The sequence below is a fragment of the Bradyrhizobium sp. 157 genome, assembly GCF_023073815.1.
In the GTDB taxonomy this organism is placed as follows: domain Bacteria; phylum Pseudomonadota; class Alphaproteobacteria; order Rhizobiales; family Xanthobacteraceae; genus Bradyrhizobium.
The window spans coordinates 1-23,932 of the sequence record NZ_JADPKF010000080.1 but is presented as its reverse complement, the minus strand read 5'-3'; the positions used below and the strand labels follow the sequence as shown (position 1 = coordinate 23,932).

Sequence of the window (23,932 nt, the reverse complement as noted above, 5' to 3'; positions counted from 1 at the left end):
TCACCTCGCGATTTTCCGACGTGTCCCCGGGCGTCCGACCAGGGGACGGAGCGCGTTGACGATGGCGGATGCAAATTCCGGCTCGTTGATGTGGCGCCTGATGCGGATGAGCTGGCGATTGCCGGTCTGGCGAACGCTGCGTTCCAGCGCGGTAAACAGCGCCGCGTCCGCTTCCGGATCCCAGAACGGCTGGCCCGGCGCGTCGAGCGCGGAGACGCCGCCTTCCGGCAGGAAGAAGCGTACCGGCCCGTCCATCCGGTTGAGCTTTTCGCCGATCCAGCGGCCGATGCGGTCGTTCTCTTCCGGTGTGGTGCGCATCAAGGTCACCTGCGGATTGTGAACGTGGAACTTGCGCTGACGATAGCGCTCGGGAATGGTGTCGGCCGCGCCGAAATTGACCATGTCGAGCGCACCGACGGAGCCGATGAAGGGCAGGCGGCTGCGGATGATCGCGCCGAAGCGGTCGTCGGTGGCGGGGAATACACCGCCCATCAGGAGATCGCAGACTTCCGTCGTCGTGAGATCGACAACGGCCGCGAGCATTCCGGAATCGACCAGCTTTTCCATCGAGCGGCCGCCTACGCCGGTGGCGTGAAAGACGAGGCATGCGAAATCGCTGCGCAGATCCGCCGTGATCTTCTGCACGGCGGGCGTCGTCACGCCGAACATGGTGATGCCGACAGCGGGTAACGCAACCCGCGCGTTACGCCCGGCCGCGCTTTGATTGTCGAGACGCGCCTTCACCATGCCGGCGATGGCGTTGGCGCCGTTGGCGAGCACGGCACGCGAGATCGAATTGAGGCCCTGCACGTCGGTGACCGAATACATCATCGTGATATCGGCAGGTCCGACATAAGGACCGACATCTCCCGACGCGACGGATGAGATGATCAGTTTCGGCACGCCGACGGGAAGGCCGCGCATGCCCGGCGCGACCAGCGAGGCGCCGCCGGAGCCGCCCGCCGAAATGATGCCTGCGACATTACCCTGACGGCGCAGCCAATTGGCGAAGGCGTCGGCCATCGCGGTCACCGACGCGCCGCGGTCCGAGCCGAACACGCTCGACCCGCCGCGCCCATGATTGAGCGCGATTTCCTGGGCGGAGACGTCGCAGGCGGAGAGCTTGCCGCTGGTGGAGACGTCGACCAGGCGCGTCCGCAAGCCGTGTTCGGCGATCACGTCGCGAATGAAGCGCAACTCCTCGCCCTTGGTATCGAGGGTGCCGACGACGAGAACGACCGGTGGCCCGGATGCGGTTTGAACGACGGCACCGGCTTGGCGTTTCTGCCGTGCGGCGTCTTCAATCCGGGTGATGCCCGTCGAAAGCGTGCGCGCGGCGGCCTCGATGCGCGCAATCGGCGCCGGCTGCGACCAGCGCGTCGGCAGCGTGGGATTGGAGATATAGATGCGGATTGGCGCTGTGCTCGACGCGCGCGGCGGTGCGGGATGCGCCTTGGCTTCGGCGCCTGCATCCGCGCCTTCGATATCCGCGTCCGGCTCGGCGTGGACTCCAACGACTCCAACACCAAGCAGCCGTTGTTGCAGCTCGCGGTCGGCGGCAAGTCGCGCGGAGTCGATGATGCGATTGATGCGGCCATTGACCATGATCGCGACGTTCTTCGAAATCGCCGTGGCGACGCCGATATTCTGCTCGATCACCAGCACCGACATCTCGCCGTCTTCGGCAAGCCGCACCAGCATTTCCTCGACCTGGGCGACGATAACAGGCGCAAGGCCTTCGGTCGGCTCGTCCATGATGAGGAGGTGCGGATTGGTCAGAAGCGCGCGAGAGATCGCCAGCATCTGCTGTTCGCCGCCCGAGAGCTGCCCGCCGCCGTGGTCCTTGCGCTCGGCAAGGCGGGGAAAGGTCTCGTAGATGCGGTCGATGGTCCAGACGCCGCGCCGCATCCCGGCTGCCAGCCGCAGATGTTCGTCCACGCTGAGCGAGCGCCACAGCCGTCGCCCTTGCGGAACGTAGCCGACGCCGAGCTGCGCGATCCGCGCCGGGCTAAGGCGGGTGATATCCTCGCCGCGGACGCGAACCGAACCGCCGCTCGCCCGCAGCAAGCCCATGATGGTCTTGCACAGCGTGGTCTTGCCCATGCCGTTGCGGCCGACCACCGAGAACACGCCGGAATCCAGCGTCAGCTCGACTCCCTGCAGCGCATGGGAATGGCCGTAGTAAACGTCGAGGCCCCGGACTTCGAGGGCAGGCGCTGAACGGCGGATCTCACTCATGGCCGGCCCCCAGATAGAGCTCCTGCACTTCCGGGTCGGCTTCGATCTCGTGCGGCAGGCCTTCCTTGAAGACACGGCCGTTGTGCATCATCGTGACGCTTTCGACGACGCGAAGCGCGACATCCATGTCGTGCTCGATGATGATGTAGCCGATATGGGCGGGCAGCGACGTCAGGATATCGATCAGTTCGCGCCGCTCGGTGGGGGACAGGCCCGCGGCCGGTTCGTCGAACAGGATAAAACGGGGCGCGCCGGCGAGCGCGAGCGCGATCTCGAGCTGCCGCTGCTGGCCGTGCGCGAGCTCCGCGACCCGCTGCTCCCTGACCGATGTCAGGTGCACCGCCTGGATCAGCGCCTCTGTCGCATGCATGAGGGCATCGTTCGCCCCCGGGCGCAGCGGAGAAAACCGTCCGCGAGAAACGCCGCGACAGGCGAGGTAGACGTTGTCCCTCACCGTGAGGCCGGGGAACAGCGCCGAAATCTGGTAGGTGCGGCGCAAGCCGCGCCTGATGCGTTCGTATGGCGGGAAGTGGGTAATGTCCTCGCCGAAGAAGCGGATGGTGCCGGAGGACGGCGGAAAGTCGCCGGTCACGCAATTGAACAGCGTCGTTTTGCCGGCGCCGTTGGAGCCGAGCACGGCGCGGCGTTCGCCGGGGCGAACCGTGATGGTGACGTCGGTCAGGGCAGCGAGCGCGCCGAACAGCCGCGTCACGCCGCGCAGCTCCAGCGCGGCGCCGGCACCGACGGCCGAAAAGCGTGGCGCGGCGCTATCCATGACCGTGGCCTCCGCTTGCGCGTTTTTCTGGAACAGCCGTGCGACGGCGCCATCGCTCCCAGAGACCGATCACGCCGTCCGACGACCAGAACACGATGGCGAGGAAGCCGAGGCCGATCAGCAGCCGGAAGCGATTGCCGTCGAGCCCTAACTTGACCAGCAGATCGAGCGCGAAGGTACGCAGGATGACGAAGATGAAGGCGCCGATGAAGGGCCCGACGGGGCGGGTGATGCCGCCGACCACGGCGATGATCAGGATATCAATGCAGGCGCCGACGCTGACCGAGCCGGGCGAGATCTGCCGGTAGTTCCAGACCTGCAGGACGCCGCCGAGTGCGGCGATGAAGGCCGCGAACGCGTAGGCTGCCACGCGGTGCGCGTTGACATTATAGCCGAGCGCCGCCATGCGGCGGGGATTGTCGCGCACGCCCTGCAGCGCGAGCCCGAACGGAGCGCGCGAGACATATTGAACGGCGAAATAGCAGAACGCCGCGACGCCCAGCGTGACGTAATAGAAGGGGACGTCGGAGCGCCAGTCGACACCCCAGAATTTCGGCGTGGCGATGGTGTTGATGCCGGTGTGGCCGCCGAAGATCGGCCAGTTCTGGTTGGTGAAATAGTAGAAGGCCGCGCCGATCGCGAGCGTGATCATGATGGTGTAGATGCCCTCGGTGCGCACCGCGAGCGCGCCGCCGAGCGTGCCGAAGACGGTTGCGAGCACCAGCGCCATCGGCGTTGCGAGCCACCACGGCCAGCCGAGGCTGATATTGGTGTTGGCGCTCATGCCGAACACCGCGACCATGTAGGCGGCAAAGCCGGCGACGGTGAGCTGCATCAGGCTGACCATGCCGCCATAGCCCGCCAGGAACATCAGGCTGAGAGCGACGGTCCCGAGGATCAGCGTGGTGGCAAAGATCTCGATCAGGAAGAAGGCGTTAGCGATGAACGGCATGATCAAGAGGATCACGGCGACCAGCCAGACAGCCGGCTTGTTGAATTCCGGCCATGCCAATAACGCCGCGCGCGCTCCTGCCGGCTGACTGGTCTGAGGATGCGCACCCTGGACCAACGACATGTCAGCGCCTCGCAAGTAGGCCCTGCGGCCGCACCGCCAGCACCAGCACCATGATGAGGAAGGTTACGACGATTGCATAAGTCGGGATGTAGACGGAGCCGAGCTGCTCGGCGAGGCCGATGATGACGGCGCCCAGCGCCGCGCCCGGGATCGATCCCATGCCGCCGACGATAACGACGACGAGGGAAGCCAGCAGAAAGCGGGTATCTTCGCCGGGCGAAATCGACTGAAAGGTTCCGCCGACGACGCCCGCGATGCCGGCAAGCCCTGCGCCGAGTGCGAACACGGCAACAAAGACGAGCTGGATCGGCACGCCGGTCGCAGCAAGCATGTCGCGGTCATCGACGCCGGCGCGCACCATCATGCCGACGCGGGTTCGGTTGAGCGCCAGCCACATCACGATGCCGATCACCACCGCTGCGACGAAGATCACGAGCCGCACCATCGGGTAGCGCAGGTAGACCGCCTCGCCCGACGATTTGACTGCGGTGACCAGCGGCAATTCGATCGGGCCGACCAGCCAGCTCGGGGTCTGGATCTGATAGAAATCGCCGCCGAATACCCACAACATCAGGTCCGCAAACACGATCGAAAGCCCGATCGTGACCATGGTCTGGCGCAAATCCTCGCCCTCCATGCGACGGAAGACGACGATTTGCAGGACGATGCCGACCAGCGCCACACCGAGAAACGCGATGATGAAACCGAGCACCCATGAGCCGGTCCAGACGCTGATGGCGTAACCGATGTAGCCGCCGAACAGATAGAGCGAGCCATGCGCCAGATTGACGTTGCGCATCAGGCCGAAGATGAGCGTGAAGCCGCTGGCCACCAGGAAGTAGAGGCTGCCGAGCGTGATGCCGTTGAATAGGGCGTTGAGAAAGACCCGCTTCCTGCCGATCGCCTCTTCGAGGCCGGGTGGCCAGACGGCAAGGATCAGCCACAACAGCACCGCGACAGCGATCAGCAGGATCAGCGCCCACGCCGGATGGCGTTCGATGAATCTTGTCACGGTAGCAGCCCGGCCATCGCCATACCGTCCTCCCAGACGCCGCGGCCGTTTCGGCTCGCGTTTTGGGGCATCCTAATGGTGCCGCGGACCTTGCACTTGATTGTCAGTATCTTTTCGCGCCTGTTGCACTCAGGGGCGCAAGACTTTGGCGGCGCGGCGGTATTCCGTCGGCGCCATTCCGACATTCGCGGCGAAGAAGCGGGTGAAACCGCTCTGGGAGGAGAAGCCGAGATCGAAGCCGATATCGGCGATCGGCACTTCGGTCGCGACCAGGGCGTCCAGTGCCTGTTCCATGATCAGTGTATTGAGATAGAGGTTTGGCGTGACGCCGGTCTGGGTGCGGAACAGCCGGTAGAAGTGTGGGCGCGACAGCCCCGACTCCCGCGCGATCGAATCCAGCTCGATCTCGGCGCCCGGGCTTTCGGACATCAGCTTGATGGATTTGCGGACGCGAAAGTCGGTGACGGCGGTGGCGGTGCGCGTCTCCTGCACCGGCTCTGACGTCTGCCAGCTTTCGTCATAACAACTGTCGATCAACTGCCTGAGCTCGCAGTCCAGGCTGCTCAGCGAAGGCGCGCCGCACACCAGCGCGGCAGAGCGGCGAATATGCCTGTCGAGCGTAGCCGTACGCTTGAAGCAGGTGCGGCCAAACCGCAGGCTGTGGGCCCGGGCCGCATCCGGGGCAAACCATTCGGCGTTGACGTAAAGGACGAAGAAGATCGCCCCGTTCTCCGTGTCCGTCGGCACAAAATTGTGCGGTTCCCAGGGATTGACGGCAACAATGGAGTCTTCCGCGAGCAGCCATCGCTCATCGCACACATCAATGCGCGCTGGCGTTCCACCGACATGAAAAATCAGGTGCCCTTCGCGATGCGCGTGCATGTTGAAGGGGCGGTTCAACTGATAGACCGTCGCGCGACCGAACCGGCCGTGGAAGACGGCGAGAGCCTTGCTCATGCCTTCCCTCCCGCGGGATGTTCTTGTCTTTTCAATGAGCGTTCAACATCCGCCGCGAGAATGCAAGGGTAGATCACATGCTGCCGGGTCGCGCCCGGGCCCCGGCGTGACCGGGGCCCGTTCGCAAATGCGAAGAATTCAGTACTTCTTGCACTCCGGAACCGTCCGGCTCGGCAGCCCGATCTTGGAGAACACGGCCGGGTCGTAACCGAGGGTCTGGTTCACGTTGGGAATGACCTTCACGACCTTGCTGAACAACGCGCCCTTGCCGTCGTCCACCACCTCGGTGACGAAGTTGGTCCCGATGGCCTGGCGGTTGGAATCGAGCTTGATCTTGCCGTTGGGCGCGTCGAGTTCGATCTTGGCAAGCGCTTCCTTGAGCTTCGCCTGGTTGTTGCTGAGATCGCCATTGACCTGACGCAGTCCGAGGATCAGCGCCATCGTCGAGTTGTAATAGTTAGTGGCGAGCAGCGACGGGCTCGGGAACCGCTTGTTCGGCGGGAAGGCGTCCTGATAGGCCTTCACGAACTTCTGCCAGCTTGGATCCTCCCAGGTATCGGCTTGGCCGCTGGCGGCGATGGTGCCGATGAGGGCATTTTTGGCATTGCCCTTGGCCGAGAGAATGGTCTGGTCGACCATGATCGAGCCGCCCATCAAACGGGCCTTGCCGCCGGCCTGCTGATACTGGTTCAGGAAATTGACGGCGTCGGCGCCGCCGAGGCCGAGATAGATCGCATCGACATCGTCGGGAAGAGCAGCAATGACGGAGGCGAAGTCCTTGGTGCCGAGCGGCACCCATTGCCGGTTCGTGACCTGTCCGCCAGCACCGCAGAACTCGAGCACCAGCCCGAACACCTGCGTATAGATGAAGGAATAATCGTCCCCGACCGTCGCAATCTTGCGATAGCCTTTGGTTTCATAGGCATACTTGCCCAACCCGACCTGCCATTGCGCGCCGTCCATGTTGTAGCGGAAGAAGTTCGGCGCCGGGTCGACGTAAGTGGTCTCCTGCGCGCCGGAAGCGGCATTGATGAAAGTCAGCTCGGGGCGCGTCTTGGCGAAGTTCTTGACCGCGATGCCTTCGTCACCGGACAAGGGTGAAAGCAGGATCTGGACCTTGTCCTGCTCGATCAGCTTGCGCACGGCACGGACCGCGGAGTCGGGCGTCGCATCCGTGGAGGCGATGATGAATTCGATTTCCTTGTCGCCGACCTTCTTGCCGAGCGTGTTGATCGCCGTCTGGTGGCCGCGGATTCCGTCCTCGCCGAGCACCGTATAGGTGCCTTCGAGGGTCGCGGTGACGCCGACCCTGATTTTCTCTTGAGCTAAGGCGGCGCCGGAAAGCAACAGACTGCTCAGCGCGACCAGTCCCGCACAGCTTTTAAACATCGAACCCCTCCCTTGTATCGCCAGTTTTGTATAGGTCGTTCCGAAATCGCCATGCCCTTCACAATGCATTGCGACCGGGACCCCCGGGCGAAAGCTAGCCGATGACTGGGGCGGAGCGCGCAAATCCACCTGCCGCAACTTGACCGGTAGTCTCATTTTGCATGCTGCGCCGCGACGAGATTTGCGGCGAATTCAGGCCGTGAGGCTGCGGACGATGGGCATGTGGAACGGGTGGATTTTTTGCGGTCAAGAAGATTCATGCGGCTGGAAGGTCGCCGGTACGCGCGTCACCTTGGATCACCGCCGTTTTGGCTTGACCGCGGTGTGCAGTGTTTCTAGGTCCATCCGGATCCGTTCCTTCGCAGCGGCCTGGCAGGCGTCAGGAAGGTGCTCGGACGGTCGTTTCGACCCACCTGCACGCATGGAGAAGGTCCCGCCGTGGCATTTGAACTGTTCAATCTGGCCGGCAAACGAGCGCTCGTCACAGGATCGTCCCAGGGGATCGGCCTCGCCATCGCACGAGGGCTCGCCGAGCATGGCGCCTCCGTGGTCCTGAATGGACGGGAGCGTAGCAAGCTCGAGGCCGCCGCCGCGAGCTTGACCGCAGCCGGGCACAAGGTTGCGGTCGCCGGTTTCGATGTCACCGTCGCCGAGGATGTCCGCGAAGGCATTGCCACGATCGAGCGCACGGTCGGAGTAATCGATATTCTCGTCAACAACGCCGGCATGCAGTTTCGCACGCCGCTTGAGGATTTTCCGGAAGAGAAGTGGGAGCAATTGCTCAGGACCAATGTCTCGAGCGCCTTCTACGTCGGTCAGGCCGTCGCGCGCCACATGATCCCGCGCGGCAAGGGCAAGATCATCAACATCGCGTCGGTCCAGAGCGAGTTGGCCCGCCCGGGCATTGCCCCGTACACCGCCACCAAGGGAGCGATCAAGAACCTCACGCGCGGCATGTGCGCCGATTGGGCCAAGCACGGACTGCAGATCAATGCCATCGCGCCGGGTTACTTCAAGACCCCGCTGAATCAAGCGCTGGTCGACGATCCCGAGTTTTCAGCGTGGCTGGAGAAGCGGACGCCGGCCTCGCGCTGGGGCAACGTTGACGAACTGATCGGCGCCGCCGTTTTTCTGTCGGGAGATGCCTCATCCTTCGTCAACGGGCATACGCTCTACGTCGACGGCGGCATCACGACCTGTCTTTGATTATTGCTCCGTCGTTGCAGTTCCAGGCAGCGCGTTACCCTCCTGCTGCTGATCGCGCTCGTTGAGACTTCCCTCGCGAATTTCCCCACGAAATGGCAGCGTCCGGCAATCAGCGCCGGACGCTGCGAGCGCAAGATAACGCTGCTCTTACTTCTTATAGGCGGCGATCACGGCTTCACCGTCGGCGCCGGCCTTCTTGAGCCAATCGGCCGTCAACTGCTCGCCGATCTTCTCGAGGCCGGACTTCAGCGCCGGAGGCGGCGGCAGCACTTTCATTTTGTTGGCCTGAAGCTGTTCGAGATACCATTTCGCCTTTTCTTCCGCGAGCTTCCAGCCGCGTTCTTCGGCGACCGCGGCTGCTTTGAGGATCGCGTCCTGTGTCGGCTTGTCGAGCGCATCGAAAGCCGCCTTGTTCACGAAAGTGACGTTCTTCGGGATCCATGCCTGCGTATCGTAAAAATGCGTCATGGTTTCCCAGGACTTGCTGTCGTAGCCGGTCGAGCCCGAGGTCATGAACGCGTTCACGACGCCGGTGGCCAATGCCTGCGGCAGTTCAGCCGCCTGGATGGTGACGGGCTGCGCGCCGACAAGTTCGGCGATGCGTGAGGTGCCGACGTTATAGGCGCGCCACTTCAGGCCTTTCATGTCCTCGATCGTGTTGAGCTCCTTCTTGGCATAAATGCCCTGCGGACCCCATGGCACCGCGAACAGGAGCATAAGCCCCTGCGACGCGAGCTTCTTTTCGATGGCAGGCTTCGAGGCGAGCCACAGCTTCTTGGCTGCGGGGTAGCTCGTCGCTAGGAAGGGGATAACGTCGATGCCGAACATCGGATCTTCGTTCTCGTGCAGCGAGATCAGAACCTCGCCGGCCTGCGCCTGGCCGGTGGCGACCGCGCGCTTGATTTCCGGCGCCTTGAACAGCGACGCGGCGGGATGCACGGTGATCTGCAGCTTGTTGCCGGTGGCATCGGCAACGTCCTTGGCGAACGTGATCAGATTAACCGAATGCGGATTGTCCGCCGGATAGGCCGCCGGAAGATTCCATTTTGTCTGCGCCATTGCTGGAACGGCAAGTGCCGCGACGCAGGCGGCCAATGCGCACGTCTTTATGAGTCTGAACATGACAATACCTTTCTCTAGCCAGGGAACGCGATCCGCGGCAGCATCATCACGATATCAGGAAAGACCGTGATGATGGCAACCGCCAGAACGAGCAAGAAGAAGAACGGCAGGGCTGCCTTGGCGACCGTGTTGGAATCCTTGCCGCTCATGGTTTGCAGGACGAACAGGTTGAAGCCGACGGGCGGCGAGACTTCCGCCATTTCCACCACTAGCACCAGGAAAATGCCGAACCAGACCAGATCGAAGCCGGCCTGCTTCACCATCGGGATGACAATGGCGGTCGTCAGCACGATCATGGAGATGCCGTCGAGTGCCGTGCCAAGTATGACGTACATGACTGTGAGCGCCGCGATCAGCGAATAGGGGCTAAGCTGGAAGCTGTTCACCCAGTTCGCCAGCGCCATCGGGATGCCGGTATAGGCCATCGACGTGCCCATGTAGGAGGCGCCCGCCAGGATCAGGAGGATCATGCAATTGACCCGCGTCGCGCCCATGACGCTCGCCCAAAACGATTGCCAGCTCAGCGCGCCCTGCCACCAAGCAATCGCGAGCGACCCCAGCACGCCCCAGGCCGCGCATTCCGTCGCCGTCGCCCAGCCCATCAGCAGCGACAGAAAGACGAAAATGATCAGCAGCAGGCAGGGAATGAGATTGAGCGACTCGGCAATGCGCTTGCGAAGGCTCATGGACGGTTCGGCCGGTGGCGTTCGGTTCGGATTGGCGAGCGACCAGATCGCGATGTAGCCGGAATAGAGCGCCATCACCAACACGCCCGGCAGAAACCCGGCAAGAAAGACCTGAATGATGGAGACGTTCGCCTGCACCGCATAGACCACCATCGTGATCGACGGCGGGATGAGAATGCCGAGCGTGCCGGCACCGGCCAGTGAGCCGAGGCTCAAGCCTTCGTCATAGCCGCGCTTCTTCAACTCGGGCAGGGCGATCTTGGCAACCGTGGCGCAGGTCGCGGCTGATGATCCCGACACTGAGCCGAACACGCCGCAGGCGAGCACATTGACGTGCATGAGCCGGCCCGGCAGCCAGTTCAGCCACGGCGCAAACCCGCGGAACATCTCCTCCGACAGGCGCGTGCGGAACAGAATTTCGCCCATCCAGATGAAAAGCGGCAATGCGGCGAGCGACCAGGATGCGCTGTTGCCCCACACCGTCGTGGCCAGCACGCTGCCGGCCGGAATGGCGCCGCCGGCGAACTGCATGCCGGCCCATCCCGTCGCCATCAGGGCGACGGCGATCCAGACGCCGGCGCCGAGCAGCAGCGCAAGGAATCCGAGCAGGATGGCGGCGATGGAAAGCAGCTCCATCTCAGACCCCGCTCTGCATGGCACGCTCGACGATTTCCTCGGCGCTCTGCGGCTTCGGTAATTCGTAGCGCGGCGCAAAGCCGCGCAGCACATGGATCAGCTCATCCACGAAGGCGATGAAAAGAACCGCGAGGCCGCCGCTGTAGCCGAGCTGCGGAATCCACAGCGGCACTGCGATGACGCCTTGCGAAATATCGGAGAATTTCCACGACTGCCAGGTCATGATCACGGCATGCCAGGCGAAAAAGCCGATGAAGCCGACACCGACCAGGAGGGCTGCGATCTCGACATAATGGCGAACGTTGTCGTTGAGGCGGTCGATCAACAGGCCGACGCGGATCATCTCGCCGTGCTTGAACGTATGCGCGAGCCCGAGGAAGGCGGTCGCCGCCATGCACCAGGAGATGAAATCATCGCCCGCGGGAATATTGATGCCAAACGGCCGGCCGCCCGACAGCAGCAGCATCAGGACAAAAATCGCAATGAGGAAAAGCCCGGCAAGATAGCCGGAGAAAAGGTAGAGCCGATCGAGAAACACGCGGATCATAATGAGACCTTACCCCTCGCACGCATATTGTCCGGAAGCAATAGACGTACCATTTTCGGTAATCGTCCCTTCTGGAAGGGCCTGTCGATCCGCATCCCGCCAAAGCGGACGACCGAAATCAGCCTCCTAAGGGATAGGTTTTCGGAGTTGTTTGGGACAGTCAAGGCAGGACGGGGCAAATCCCTGCGACTCTTTCTACGGCCATTCCGATCGCGGCCGGAGCTTGGCTCTATCCTTTAGGTTGAGAGAAGAGCGGGTCAGCGCCCGGCACGGCCTGATGGCCGGGTGAGACGTATCCGACGGTGGGTGCGGGGCAGAAACTGCTTGCCCTTGGCGCTGAGGAAATCGAGCATCGCCTGCGCCGGCGGCAGCAACACCTTGTCCTTGCGCGCAAGCGCGAACCACTGCCGCACGATCGGCAGGCCATCGACGTCCAAGGTGACCAGACGCCGTTCGTCGAGCTCGGTCGCGACCGTGTGCGCCGAGAGAAAGGCGATGCCTAGCCCTGCGATCACCGCCTGCTTGATGGTCTCGTTGCTGCTCATGGCAAGGCCGATCTTGGGGCGGATGCCTGACGTCTCGAACAACTGCTCCATCAGCCCGCGCGTTCCGGATCCCGGCTCGCGCGTCAGGAAGGTTTCGCCGGCGAGCTCACGCAGCGCGATGCCGGATTTTCGCGCCAGCCGATGCGCGGTCGGCGCGATGATGACGTGGGGATGATCGCCGATCAGGTGGACATTCATGTCGATGTCGGCGGGTGGGCGCCCCATGATCGCGAAGTCAAGATCGTAGCCGCGCAGCGCCTCGCCGACCTCCTGGCGGTTGCCGATCGAGAGCGTGATTTCGACGTTAGGATAGAGCTTCGAGAATCCGGAGATCATGAACGGTACGAAATATTTCGCGGTCGAGACCGCGCCGATCGAGATGCGGCCTGCGGTCTTTCCCGCCATCATCTCCAACGTGGTCTCGCAGTCATTGATCGCCGCCTCGATCCGCTCGGCGAGTGCCAATACCTCGCGCCCGGCATCCGTCAGCAGCATGCCGTCGCCGGTGCGCTGGATCAGCGGCAATCCGGCGACCGCCTGCAGGTTGCGCAACTGCAGCGTTACCGCGGGCTGAGTCAGGTATAGCTGCTTCGACGCCGCGGTAACCGACCGGTGCTTCTGCACGGCGGCCAGCGCGCGCAATTGGCGGATGGTCAATTCCCGAAACAGTCGGCCGGCCATGATAGACCCCCATTATAATAAAAACTTTGCTCAGGCCAAAGATAACAAAATTTCCCTAATTCGGCAAACTGCGCTTGCTTAAGGGCGCGGTCGCCAAACGCGGCGAACGCTGCGACAGCGCCACGAGAGCGCACCGGGAGAGGGCCATGGACGAACGCGTGACGCTGCGTTCACATCTCGACCAATCGCTTGCGCAGATCCCCCATGGCGCGGCGGTCGGTGCGGTGATCGAGGCCATTGCCGCCGCTGCAATCGAACTCGCAGCGCTAATTGCGGATGGGCCGCTCGCTGATATCACCGGGCGGGATGGCGGCATCAATTCCGACGGCGACCGGCAGAAGGACATCGATATCGTCGCCGACGAAATGATGCGGCGTGCGCTGCGCGATGCGCCGGTGGCGGCGGTGCTTTCCGAGGAAGCGGCGCTGCCGGAAACCTTGCGGCCCGAGGCGCGCCTGTGTGTCGCGATCGATCCGCTCGACGGATCGGCCAATCTCGAAAACAACATCTCGATGGGCACCATCTTTTCGATCCGCCCGAGAGGCAATGACATCCTTTCGACCTTCTTTGAGCCCGGCACGGCGCAGTGCGCCGCGGGATTTTTCGTCTACGGTCCGCAAACCACGCTCGTGCTCGCGCTCAACGCGCGTGTCGATATCTTCATTCTCGACAGGCGCGCGGGGGAATTTCTGCTGATCCGGCGGGCCGTGCAAATCGCGCGCGATGCCCCGGAGTTCGCCATCAACGCGTCCAATCGCCGGCACTGGCATGGTCCCGTTCGCGCCTACATCGATGAATGTCTCGCCGGCACCAGCGGTGGCGGTGAGGCGGATTTCAACATGCGCTGGATCGGTTCGCTGGTTGCGGAATCGCTGCGCATTTTGGCGCGTGGCGGCGTGTTTCTTTATCCGGCCGATGCCCGCCCCAGCTATCGCGAAGGGAGGATTCGCCTACTGTACGAGGCCCATCCGATGGCGCTGGTAATGGAATGGGCTGGTGGTGCTGCCTCGACCGGACGGCGGCGAATTCTGGAACTGGGCGCGAAAACGCCGCACCAGCGGGTGCCGCTAATCATGGGTTCTGTGCGTGGCGTGCGCGATATCGCCGCCATTCACGAAAGGATCGAGCCGATGTTCGACAATAGCGATGCGCCGCTGTTCGCGCGGCGCGGCCTGTTCCGCTGACGGGGCATCATAATGTCACGGGCTCATCCCATCATATCGATTACGGGTTCGTCGGGCGCCGGCACGACGTCGGTGAAGAAGACGTTCGAGCAGATCTTCCGCCGCGAAAAGGTGGTTGCGGCCTACATCGAAGGCGACGCCTTCCATCGTTACAATCGTTTCGAGATGCGCACCAAAATGCTGGAGGAGGCCGAGCGCGGCAACAAGCATTTCAGCCATTTCAGTCCGGAAACCAATCTGTTCGAGGAACTCGAAAGAGTGTTTCGCGATTACGGTGAATCCGGCACCGGCATGACGCGGCATTACGTCCACGACGACGAAGAGGCGAAGCTGTACGGCGCCAAGCCAGGTACATTCACCGAATGGAGCCAATTGCCCGAAGGGTCCGACCTGCTATTTTACGAAGGGTTGCACGGCGCTGTCGTGACCGACAAGGTCAACGTCGCGCAGCATGCCGATCTCAAGATCGGCGTCGTGCCGGTGATCAATCTGGAATGGATCCAGAAGCTGCATCGCGATCGTCGCGACCGCGGCTATACCGCTGAGGCGGTGACCGACACCATCCTGCGGCGAATGCCGGATTACGTGAACTACATCTGTCCGCAGTTCGCCGAGACCGACATCAATTTCCAGCGCGTGCCGACCGTCGATACGTCGAACCCGTTCATCGCGCGGTGGATTCCGACACCGGATGAATCGATGGTGGTGATCCGTCTCAAGAATCCGCGCGGCATCGATTTTCCTTATCTGCTGTCGATGATTCCGCACAGCTTCATGTCGCGTGCCAATTCGATCGTGATCCACGGGGCAAAGCTCGACCTGGCGATGCAGCTCATCCTCACCCCACTGATCCTGCAACTGATGGAACGCAAGAGGCGCACGATATGAACGCTCCCGCTCTATCCCGCATGGCCAGCCGTCCGGATCTGTCACACGCAGAGATGGCCAACGCGATCCGCTTCCTGGCGATCGACGCCGTTGAGAAGGCCAAGTCCGGTCACCCGGGCATGCCGATGGGCATGGCTGACGTCGCGACTGTCCTGTTTTCGCGCTTCCTCAAATTCGATCCCTCGGACCCGGCGTGGCCGGATCGCGACCGCTTTGTGTTGTCGGCCGGCCATGGCTCGATGCTGCTGTATGCGCTTCTGCACCTGACGGGCTACGAGGGCGTGACGTCGGACGAGCTCAGGGCCTTTCGGCAATGGGGTTCGAAGACGCCGGGACATCCCGAGTATGGCCACACCCCCGGCGTCGAGACGACTACCGGACCTCTCGGGCAGGGCATTGCCACCGCCGTCGGCATGGCGCTCGCCGAGCGGCTGATGAACGCCCGCTTCGGCGACGATTGCGTCGATCATTTCACCTATGTGATCGCGGGCGACGGTTGCCTGATGGAGGGGATCAGCCACGAGGCGATCTCGCTGGCCGGGCATCTCAGGCTCAATCGCCTGATCGTGCTGTTCGACGACAACGAAATCTCGATCGACGGCGCCACGTCGCTGTCATGCTCGGATGATCAGCTCGCGCGGTTCAAGGCGGTGGGGTGGTCGGCCTGCCGGATCGACGGCCACGACCCCGAAGCCATCGCTACCGCCATCGAACGGGCCCGCAACAGCGACCGGCCGTCGCTGATTGCCTGCCGTACCATCATCGGTTTCGGCGCGCCGAACCGTCAGGGAACCGAGAAGGTCCATGGCGCGCCGCTGGGTAGCGAAGAAGCCGCCAAAGCCCGCGATGCGCTGAACTGGCCGCACGCGCCGTTCGAGATTCCGGAAGCCGTCCTCGCGCAGTGGCGTCAGGCAGGCCGCCGCGGGCATGCCGCCCGCCGCTGCTGGATCGAACGGACCCGGCGTCTGAGTTCGGATTCCCGTTCGCCATTTCACGATGCGCTGAATCGCAACCTGCCGTGCAGCTATGCGCAAGCGATGGCAAAGCTGCGCGATGACTTCGCGTCCGAGCGGCCGAATATTGCTACCCGGCAGGCGTCGCAGCGCGTGATTGATGCAATCGCCGAAGCGCTGCCCAATCTGCTGGGTGGCTCGGCGGATCTCACGCATTCCAACCTGACGCGGGCCAAAACCCAGCGCCCGGTACAGCCCGGCTCATTTGCAGGCAGCTATATTCACTATGGCGTCCGCGAGCACGCCATGGCGGCGGCGATGAACGGCATCGCTCTGCATGGCGGATTCATCCCCTATGGCGGTACGTTTCTCAGCTTCGCCGATTACAGCCGTCCGGCGATCCGGCTGGCGGCGCTAATGAACGTTCGCGTTATCCATGTGATGACGCACGACTCCATCGGGCTGGGCGAGGATGGTCCCACCCATCAGCCGGTCGAACATCTGGCGTCGCTTCGCGCGATCCCCAATCTGCTGGTTTTCCGACCGGCCGATGCCATCGAGACCGCCGAGGCCTGGGACTGCGCGCTACGGGCGCAGGCCAGTCCGTCAGTGCTGTGTCTGTCGCGGCAAGCGCTGCCTGCCTTCCGCGAAGGCGGCGGTGACAATCTGGTCGCGCGCGGCGCCTATGTCGTCGTTGAGCCGCAGGGCGGACGCGATGTCACGCTGATCGCGACCGGATCGGAAGTCGCGATCGCCATCGAAGCTGCGAAAACGCTCGCAAGGGATAATGTCCGCGCGGCCGTCGTCTCGGCCCCGTGCTTCGAGCTGTTCCGCCAGCAGTCGCGCGAGTACCGGGCGGAGGTTCTTGGAGACGCCCCGCGGGTCGGGGTCGAAGCCGCGATCGAGGGCGACTGGGCGCGCTGGCTCGGCGACGGCGGCGAATTCGTCGGGATGACCGGCTTTGGCGCATCTGCGCCGGCGGAAACGCTCTATCGCGAATTCGGCATCACCGCGAACGCCGTCGCAGTAGCGGCGATGCGCAGCATCGCGCAGTCAAGGATGGCGGCAACTTGGGCATGACGGTCACAAGAGAGCAATGACACGGAGGCTGCGATGGCGCTGATAACGCTGAGGCAATTGCTGGATCATGCCGCCGAGCGCGGCTATGGCGTGCCGGCATTCAACATCAACAACATGGAGCAGGGCCTTGCGATCATGGAGGCCGCGGCTGCCGTCGACGCGCCCGTCATCATCCAGGCCTCGCGGGGCGCGCGCTCCTACGCCAACGACATCATGCTGGCGAAGATGATCGATGCGCTGGAAGAGATGTATCCGCAGATCCCGCTTTGCCTGCACCAGGATCACGGCAACGAGGAATCGACTTGTGCCACCGCGCTGCAGCACGGCTTCACGTCGGTGATGATGGACGGCTCGCTGATGGCCGATGCCAAAACTCCGGCGAGCTACCAATACAACGTCGGCATCACCCGCCGTGTCGTCGACATGGCGCATTGGATCGGCGCCTCGGTCGAAGGCGAACTGGGCGTACTCGGCTCGCTGGAGCATGGCGGCGGCGAACAGGAAGACGGCCATGGCGTCGAAGGCGAGGTCAGCCGCGACCAATTGCTGACCGATCCGGACCAGGCGGTCGATTTCGTTCGCGCTACCAAGGTCGATGCGCTGGCGATCGCGATGGGGACCTCGCACGGCGCCTACAAATTCTCGCGCAAGCCGGATGGTGACATTCTCGCCATGAGGGTGGTCGAGGAAATCCATCACCGGCTGCCCAATACGCATCTGGTGATGCATGGCTCATCCTCGGTGCCGCAGCCGCTGCAGGACGCATTCAACCAGTTCGGCGGCGAGATGCCGCAGACCTGGGGCGTGCCGGTCGAGGAAATCGTCCGCGGCATCAAGCACGGTGTCCGAAAGGTCAATATCGATACCGACTGCCGGCTGGCGATGACCGCGGCGTTCCGCCAGGTCGCAACGCAGAACAGAAGCGAGTTCGACCCGCGCAAGTTTCTGAAACCGGCGATGGATGGCTTGCGCGATCTTTGCCGCGAGCGCTTCGAACAGTTCGGCACGGCGGGCCATGCGTCGCAGATCAAGGTCATCCCATTGGCCGAGATGGCAAGACGCTACCGCTCGGGCGCACTCGATCCACGAATCGGAGGAGTAGCCGATGCCGCCGAATGAGCTGACGACGCCTTCATTCCCGACCACTCGCCGCACACCACCCAAGGAGAGCGATATGAACATGCACTCGATGACTGTCCGCGGCAAAGATCGCTACAAATCCGGCGTCCTCGAATACAAGAAGATGGGCTATTGGGAGCCCGACTACCAGCCCAAGGACACCGACATCATCGCGCTGTTCCGCGTCACGCCACAGGAAGGCGTTGATCCGATCGAGGCGTCGGCGGCGGTCGCCGGCGAATCCTCGACCGCGACCTGGACCGTGGTGTGGACCGACCGGCTGACGGCGGCGGAGAAATACCGCGCCAAATGTTTTCGCGTCGATCCGGTGCCGAATTCGCCGGGCCAGTATTTTGCCTATATCGCCTACGACCTCGACCTGTTCGAGCCCGGATCGATCGCCAATTTGTCGGCCTCGATCATCGGCAACGTGTTCGGCTTTAAGCCGCTGAAGGCGTTGCGGCTCGAGGACATGCGGCTGCCGGTGGCCTACGTGAAGACGTTCCAGGGGCCTGCGACCGGCATCGTGGTCGAGCGCGAGCGCATGGACAAGTTTGGCCGGCCGCTGCTCGGAGCCACGGTGAAGCCGAAGCTCGGCCTATCCGGGCGCAACTACGGGCGCGTTGTGTATGAGGCGCTGAAGGGCGGCCTCGACTTCACCAAGGATGACGAGAACATCAACTCGCAGCCGTTCATGCATTGGCGCGAGCGGTTTCTGTATTGCATGGAGGCCGTCAACAAGGCGCAGGCGGCGACCGGCGAGATCAAGGGCACCTATCTCAACGTCACCGCCGGAACCATGGAAGATATGTATGAGCGCGCCGAGTTCGCCAAGGAGCTTGGCTCGGTCATCATCATGATCGATCTGGTGATCGGCTACACCGCGATCCAGTCGATGGCCAAATGGGCGCGCCGCAACGACATGATCCTGCATCTGCACCGTGCCGGGCATTCCACCTACACGAGGCAGCGCAATCACGGGGTCTCGTTCCGGGTGATCGCGAAATGGATGCGGCTCGCGGGCGTCGACCACATCCATGCCGGCACCGTGGTCGGCAAGCTCGAAGGCGATCCGGCGACCACGCGCGGCTATTACGATATCTGCCGCGAGGACTACAATCCGATGCGGCTGGAGCACGGCGTGTTCTTCGACCAGCATTGGGCGAGCCTCAACAAGCTGATGCCGGTCGCGTCCGGCGGCATTCACGCCGGACAGATGCATCAACTGCTCGATCATCTCGGCGAAGACGTGATCCTGCAGTTTGGCGGCGGCACCATCGGCCATCCCATGGGCATTCAGGCCGGCGCGACCGCCAATCGCGTCGCGCTGGAAGCGATGATTCTCGCGCGCAATGAAGGCCGCGACTATCTACACGAGGGTCCTGAGATTCTCGCCAAGGCGGCAGAGACCTGCACGCCGCTGAAATCGGCGCTGGAGGTCTGGAAGGATGTCACCTTCAACTACGAATCGACCGACATGCCCGACTACGTGCCCACGCCCTCTGTCGCAATGTAAGGAGCGGAAATCATGCGCATTACCCAAGGCTGCTTCTCGTTTCTGCCCGATCTTACCGACGAGCAGATCTCCCGGCAGGTCCAGTATTGCCTGGAGAATGGTTGGGCGGTGAACATTGAATTCACTGACGATCCGCATCCCCGCAACAATCTCTGGGAGATGTGGGGATTGCCGATGTTCGATCTCCGCGACGCCGCCGGCGTGATGATGGAGCTGAACCAATGCCGCAAGGTGTATGGTAACAGCTACATCCGCCTGTCGGCGTTCGATTCCAGTCACGGCTGGGAATCAGTGCGGCTGTCCTTCATCGTCAACCGACCGAAGGACGAACCCGGCTTCCGCCTCGAGCGGCATGAAGTTGCCGGCCGCAACATCCGCTATACGACCAGATCATACGCCGCCGACCGTCCGGAGGGCCGGCGTTACGGTTAGTTCACCGGTTCGGTCCGACAGACGAGTTCTCCCTGATCGTGCCTACGTCTGCCGGATGTACTGCTCCGTCGCTGCGGAAGCGGCGACGGAGTTTTCCAGACTGCGAGTGCATATCGTCGAGGTTTGCCAAATGGACATGGATACCGCCGACATGACAGACACCGTCAATCTCCGCGAGGAGCTCGAATCGGTCGGCATCGAAGAGATCCTCACGCAACTCGACCGCGAGCTGATCGGGCTGAGTCCCGTCAAAACCCGTATCCGCGAGATCGCATCGCTCTTGCTGATCGAACGCATCCGCAAGCGCCTCAATCTGACGTCGGAGGTGCCGACATTGCACATGTCGTTCACCGGTAATCCCGGCACCGGCAAGACCACGGTGGCGCTGCGGATTGCGAGCATCCTCCACAGGCTCGGTTTCGTGCGTCGCGGCCAGGTGGTGTCGGTTACCCGCGATGAGCTGGTTGGACAATATATCGGCCACACCGCGCCCAAGACCAAGGAGGTGCTGAAGAAGGCGATGGGTGGCGTGCTTTTCATCGACGAAGCCTATTATCTCCACCGGCCCGACAACGAACGCGATTACGGTCAGGAAGCGATCGAGATCCTGCTGCAGGTGATGGAATCCCAGCGCGAGGATCTGGTCGTGATTCTTGCCGGTTACGGCGATCGGATGGATAAATTCTTCGCCAGCAATCCCGGCTTCCGCTCCCGCATCGCCCATCACATCGATTTTCCGGACTATTCGGAGCCCGAATTGCTCGCCATCGCCGAGCTGATGCTGCGCGACATGAACTACAAATTCAGCGCCGACGCGCGTGAAGCGTTCATCCGCTACATCGCGCTGCGCAAAACCCAGCCGCTGTTCTCCAACGCGCGCTCGATCCGAAACGCGCTCGACCGCATGCGCCTGCGCCAAGCCAATCGTCTCGTCGCAAATCTCGATCGAGTGCTGACGGCTGACGACATCGTGTCCCTGGAGGCGTCGGACGTGCTCACCAGCCGGGTCTTCCTGAAAGGCAAGTCGACGGCTGGCTCGGCGTGAAGCGCGATCGCGCGTTCAATTTGCGGGAAAACGGGTGTGATGGGATCGACTCGCCGGAGCGGCGCGGAACGTATCGTTGCGGTGCGGTGCGGCGCGGTGATCCGGCGTGGCTTGCCAAGCCGTAGCTCGCGTGCCGCACAGCCCCGCCTTCGCCAATAGGGCTCCGGCCGAGCCGGATCGCGAAACAACTTCCGCCATTCGTTCCACTAACGTATAGTGCTGTGGTTGCTCGCGAGCGACACTGAGTTCCGACTGTGGTTCTAGTTTTTCCCGAAACTGGAGCACTAAAATGACTCATCCATCACGCACATATCAGCTGCAGTACGATTCGATCGCGAATGGATCACGCATGGGCATTGCCCGTCTGGCGGCGTTCGCTCTTGGGGCGCTCCCGTCGATCGCGTTCGGCGCCGAAAAGCCGGCGCTGAGCCCGGATGCAGCAGCGCCACTCGTAACGACTTCGCGCATCTCTGCGACAGTCGAGTTCGGGCTGCCGGCTCTCGCTGCGGCGATCGAGCGGGATATTCCAAAGCGGCTTGCCACCATCGACGAGCGCGTCAACTGCGTTCATCGTCGTGTTCTCATTTTCCGCATCAACGCCAATTGCGATGTCTGGGGTTTCGTCGACCGGACCAGCCCGGTCTCTCTGTATGGCCGGGGCGACCGCATCTTCGGGGCCGTATCCATATATGGCGCGGCCGAAGGCCAGGGAGCCAATCGTTTCACGGCGCGCATTCGCGGCGACACCGAGGCGCGCGCCACGATCGAGGTTGAAGCGCGCCCAGCGCTGCGGAGGGATGGGTCGCTACAGCTGAACATCAGCGACTCCTTCCAATGGAGCGAACATCCCTACCTTCACGTGCTCGGCCGCGAGTTTGACCTTGCGCCCTATGTCGAGCCCAACATCCGGACGCAGCTGGGCCGCATCCGGTCACGGGCGCTGGCGGCAGCGCGCGCACTCGACCTGCACGGCAAGGCCGAGGCGGCGTGGCGTCACGCGTTTGAACCGGTCAAACTCGCGGAGGATCCGCCGGTCTGGCTGCAAGTGACCCCGCAGAGCGCCGCTTTCGCGGGTGTCCGTGCCAATGCCAAGGTGTTGTGGGGATCGCTTGAGCTCACCGGCTCCGCTGAAACCGTGATCGGGCAGCAGCCCCCAGCTGTTACAGTGACCGCCCTGCCGCCGCTCGGCACCGAGGTGGCCGAGCCTGGCACCTTCAACGTCATTCTTCCCGTCCGCATCAACTACGAGACGCTCAAGGACAAGATAAGCCAGGCGATCGCAGCCGTGCCGGCGCAGGACACGTCCGTGCGCGAGGTTCAGGTTTATCCGTCATCGGGCAAACTCGTGATCGGCCTGCGCATCGCAAAGAGCTCGGATACCGATTCCAGCGCGGGCCAATGGACCTATTTTTCCACCACGCCAAACGTCGATACTAACGCCAAGACCTTCAGTCTCGGCGAAATCGACCTCACAACTTCATCAGACGACAGCCAGATTCGATCTGCCGTGCAACAGCTCGCGGCACAATTGAAGAATGTCGCCAATGTCGACTACGGCATCTCCTACCAGAACCTGCTCATGGCGGCGAACGAGCGCCTGACGCGCCCGCTGAAGGATGGCTTTCGCATGGAGGGCCACCTCGACTCGGCAAGGCTCGAAAAGGTGCAGTTGCTGCGCGAAGGCATCCTGATTGCCCTTCATGCCAGCGGCGGTCTGAAGATACTTTACGGGCTGTAAGCGCGTGAGCTGGACCATGCGATACTTCACCACCAATTTCTTCGGCCGCTGGCGGCGCAAATGGATGCCCAATGCGCTAATCGCCGCGGCTGTCTTTGGCCTGGCGGGAATAGCGTCGGCCCAGACGGCATTTTATGATGCGCCGGAATCGTTGCTCGCCGGCGCTCCGGGCAGCTTGGTGCGGCAGGAGCCGATGGACGGGGCTCCGCTCGGCGCCTCCACCTATCGCGTGCTATATCGGTCGACGGGGCTGAAGGGCCGGCCGATCTTTGTGTCCGGCGTCGTCATTGTTCCGCAAGGCGCGCCCCCGCCCGGCGGTCGTCCGATCGTTGCCTGGGCGCATCCCACCTCGGGCATCGTCCCGCGCTGCGCGCCGTCGCTCGCCATTTTTCTGTTTCAGCAGATCCAGGGTCTTCGCTCGATGATCTCCCGTGGCTTCGTCGTGGCGGCGACCGATTATCCGGGACTCGGCACGCCGGGCCCGCATCCTTATCTGGTGGGTGAGAGCGAAGGTCGCGCCGTGATCGATATCGTGCGCGCGGCACGTTCCCTTCCCCGCGCGGGCGAGGGCAAGGACTTCATAGTGTGGGGACATTCGCAAGGCGGGCAAGCCGCGCTCTTCGCAGGGATGATGGCAAACGCCTACGCCCCTGAGCTGAGGCTTCTCGGCGTCGCTGCTGCGGCGCCGGCAACCGACCTCGCAAAGCTGATGAGCGACGATATCAACTCGATCGGCGGCAAGAACATCACGGCGATGACGCTATGGTCGTGGCACCGCGTCTACGGAGCCGTCATCGATAACGTCATCGATCCGCGCGCCATGCCCGCGATTGACAGGCTGGCGCAAGAATGCATCGAAGGGCCTTTCGACCTGATCGTCAGGCAGAGAACAGGGAGGCCGCTCGAGCAATATTTTTTGACGGTGCAAGATCCGACCAAGGTCGAACCGTGGCGCTCGCTTCTCGAACAGAACAGCACCGGCGTGCTCTCTCCCGAGATCCCCATCTTTCTAGAGCGTTAGCCCATCTGACTGAATCGCTGCGGATTCACAAATCAGCGTTTTGGTGATTCAAGCTACCCGCCGGGACAGGAGGCCGGCGGGTATGGC

Annotated in this window: 20 protein-coding genes; 10 read left to right on the top strand and 10 right to left on the bottom strand. The window is 62.9% G+C overall.

Going from position 1 to position 23,932, the window contains the following annotated elements:
• The 6 genes from IVA95_RS21335 to IVA95_RS21310 all read right to left on the bottom strand — a co-directional run bounded on the left by IVA95_RS21335 (window position 1) and on the right by IVA95_RS21310 (window position 7,446).
• Window positions 1-2,238 carry an ABC transporter permease gene (locus tag IVA95_RS21335; RefSeq protein WP_247512255.1) on the bottom strand — a complete coding sequence of 746 codons (2,238 nt, stop codon included), beginning with the start codon at window positions 2,236-2,238 and terminating at the stop codon, window positions 1-3.
• On the bottom strand, window positions 2,231-3,013 hold the full coding sequence (locus IVA95_RS21330; protein ID WP_213251382.1) for an ABC transporter ATP-binding protein: 783 nt from the start codon (window positions 3,011-3,013) through the stop codon (window positions 2,231-2,233). Before IVA95_RS21330 ends, IVA95_RS21335 begins: the two co-directional genes overlap by 8 nt.
• Window positions 3,006-4,088 (bottom strand): branched-chain amino acid ABC transporter permease, encoded by a 1,083-nt coding sequence (locus tag IVA95_RS21325; RefSeq protein WP_247512254.1) that lies wholly within the window; start codon window positions 4,086-4,088, stop codon window positions 3,006-3,008. The genes IVA95_RS21330 and IVA95_RS21325 overlap by 8 nt, the downstream gene beginning before the upstream one ends.
• Window position 4,089: 1 nt before the next feature.
• Complete coding sequence (locus tag IVA95_RS21320; protein WP_247512253.1) at window positions 4,090-5,100, bottom strand: branched-chain amino acid ABC transporter permease; 1,011 nt, start codon at window positions 5,098-5,100, stop codon at window positions 4,090-4,092.
• Window positions 5,101-5,229: 129 nt separating this feature from the next.
• A complete protein-coding gene (locus tag IVA95_RS21315; protein WP_247512252.1) occupies window positions 5,230-6,057 on the bottom strand; it encodes an AraC family transcriptional regulator in 828 nt (275 codons plus the stop codon).
• Window positions 6,058-6,195: 138 nt separating this feature from the next.
• Window positions 6,196-7,446, bottom strand: coding sequence for an ABC transporter substrate-binding protein (locus tag IVA95_RS21310; protein ID WP_247512251.1), 1,251 nt, complete (start codon window positions 7,444-7,446; stop codon window positions 6,196-6,198).
• 438 nt (window positions 7,447-7,884) lie between these two features.
• On the opposite strand from IVA95_RS21310, the gene IVA95_RS21305 reads away from it, so the two are divergent.
• Window positions 7,885-8,652 carry an SDR family oxidoreductase gene (locus IVA95_RS21305; RefSeq protein ID WP_247512250.1) on the top strand — a complete coding sequence of 256 codons (768 nt, stop codon included), beginning with the start codon at window positions 7,885-7,887 and terminating at the stop codon, window positions 8,650-8,652.
• 147 nt (window positions 8,653-8,799) lie between these two features.
• Here the strand turns inward: IVA95_RS21305 and IVA95_RS21300 are convergent, their stop codons facing one another.
• The 4 genes from IVA95_RS21300 to IVA95_RS21285 form a co-directional block, all read right to left on the bottom strand.
• Entirely contained in the window at window positions 8,800-9,774 is a 975-nt protein-coding gene (locus IVA95_RS21300; RefSeq protein WP_247512249.1) for a TRAP transporter substrate-binding protein, read from the bottom strand.
• Between the two features lie 14 nt (window positions 9,775-9,788).
• Window positions 9,789-11,096 (bottom strand): TRAP transporter large permease subunit, encoded by a 1,308-nt coding sequence (locus IVA95_RS21295; RefSeq protein WP_247512248.1) that lies wholly within the window; start codon window positions 11,094-11,096, stop codon window positions 9,789-9,791.
• Window position 11,097: 1 nt separating this feature from the next.
• Window positions 11,098-11,643 carry a TRAP transporter small permease gene (locus IVA95_RS21290; protein WP_247512247.1) on the bottom strand — a complete coding sequence of 182 codons (546 nt, stop codon included), beginning with the start codon at window positions 11,641-11,643 and terminating at the stop codon, window positions 11,098-11,100.
• Between the two features lie 257 nt (window positions 11,644-11,900).
• Window positions 11,901-12,869, bottom strand: coding sequence for a LysR family transcriptional regulator (locus IVA95_RS21285; RefSeq protein WP_247512246.1), 969 nt, complete (start codon window positions 12,867-12,869; stop codon window positions 11,901-11,903).
• 146 nt (window positions 12,870-13,015) lie between these two features.
• On the opposite strand from IVA95_RS21285, the gene IVA95_RS21280 reads away from it, so the two are divergent.
• The 9 genes from IVA95_RS21280 (at window position 13,016) to IVA95_RS21240 (ending at window position 23,845) form a co-directional block, all read left to right on the top strand.
• Window positions 13,016-14,053 carry a class 1 fructose-bisphosphatase gene (locus IVA95_RS21280; RefSeq protein WP_247512245.1) on the top strand — a complete coding sequence of 346 codons (1,038 nt, stop codon included), beginning with the start codon at window positions 13,016-13,018 and terminating at the stop codon, window positions 14,051-14,053.
• A gap of 12 nt (window positions 14,054-14,065) precedes the next feature.
• Complete coding sequence (locus tag IVA95_RS21275) at window positions 14,066-14,941, top strand: phosphoribulokinase (protein WP_247512244.1); 876 nt, start codon at window positions 14,066-14,068, stop codon at window positions 14,939-14,941.
• Window positions 14,938-16,974, top strand: coding sequence for a transketolase (gene tkt / locus IVA95_RS21270; RefSeq protein ID WP_247512243.1), 2,037 nt, complete (start codon window positions 14,938-14,940; stop codon window positions 16,972-16,974). The genes IVA95_RS21275 and tkt overlap by 4 nt, the downstream gene beginning before the upstream one ends.
• Before the next feature lie 33 nt (window positions 16,975-17,007).
• The gene (fba, locus tag IVA95_RS21265) at window positions 17,008-18,093 is read left to right on the top strand and encodes a class II fructose-bisphosphate aldolase (RefSeq protein ID WP_247512242.1); all 1,086 of its coding nucleotides are present in this window, start codon (window positions 17,008-17,010) and stop codon (window positions 18,091-18,093) included.
• A gap of 55 nt (window positions 18,094-18,148) precedes the next feature.
• Window positions 18,149-19,609, top strand: a complete 1,461-nt coding sequence (locus tag IVA95_RS21260; protein ID WP_213251396.1) for a form I ribulose bisphosphate carboxylase large subunit — start codon at window positions 18,149-18,151, stop codon at window positions 19,607-19,609.
• 12 nt (window positions 19,610-19,621) lie between these two features.
• On the top strand, window positions 19,622-20,041 hold the full coding sequence (locus IVA95_RS21255; RefSeq protein WP_247512241.1) for a ribulose bisphosphate carboxylase small subunit: 420 nt from the start codon (window positions 19,622-19,624) through the stop codon (window positions 20,039-20,041).
• Window positions 20,042-20,171: 130 nt separating this feature from the next.
• Window positions 20,172-21,086, top strand: coding sequence for a CbbX protein (gene cbbX, locus IVA95_RS21250; RefSeq protein ID WP_247512240.1), 915 nt, complete (start codon window positions 20,172-20,174; stop codon window positions 21,084-21,086).
• A gap of 349 nt (window positions 21,087-21,435) precedes the next feature.
• Window positions 21,436-22,824, top strand: coding sequence for a DUF4403 family protein (locus IVA95_RS21245; protein ID WP_247512239.1), 1,389 nt, complete (start codon window positions 21,436-21,438; stop codon window positions 22,822-22,824).
• Window positions 22,825-22,840: 16 nt separating this feature from the next.
• The gene (locus IVA95_RS21240) at window positions 22,841-23,845 is read left to right on the top strand and encodes an alpha/beta fold hydrolase (RefSeq protein ID WP_247512238.1); all 1,005 of its coding nucleotides are present in this window, start codon (window positions 22,841-22,843) and stop codon (window positions 23,843-23,845) included.
• Window positions 23,846-23,932 lie beyond the last annotated feature (87 nt).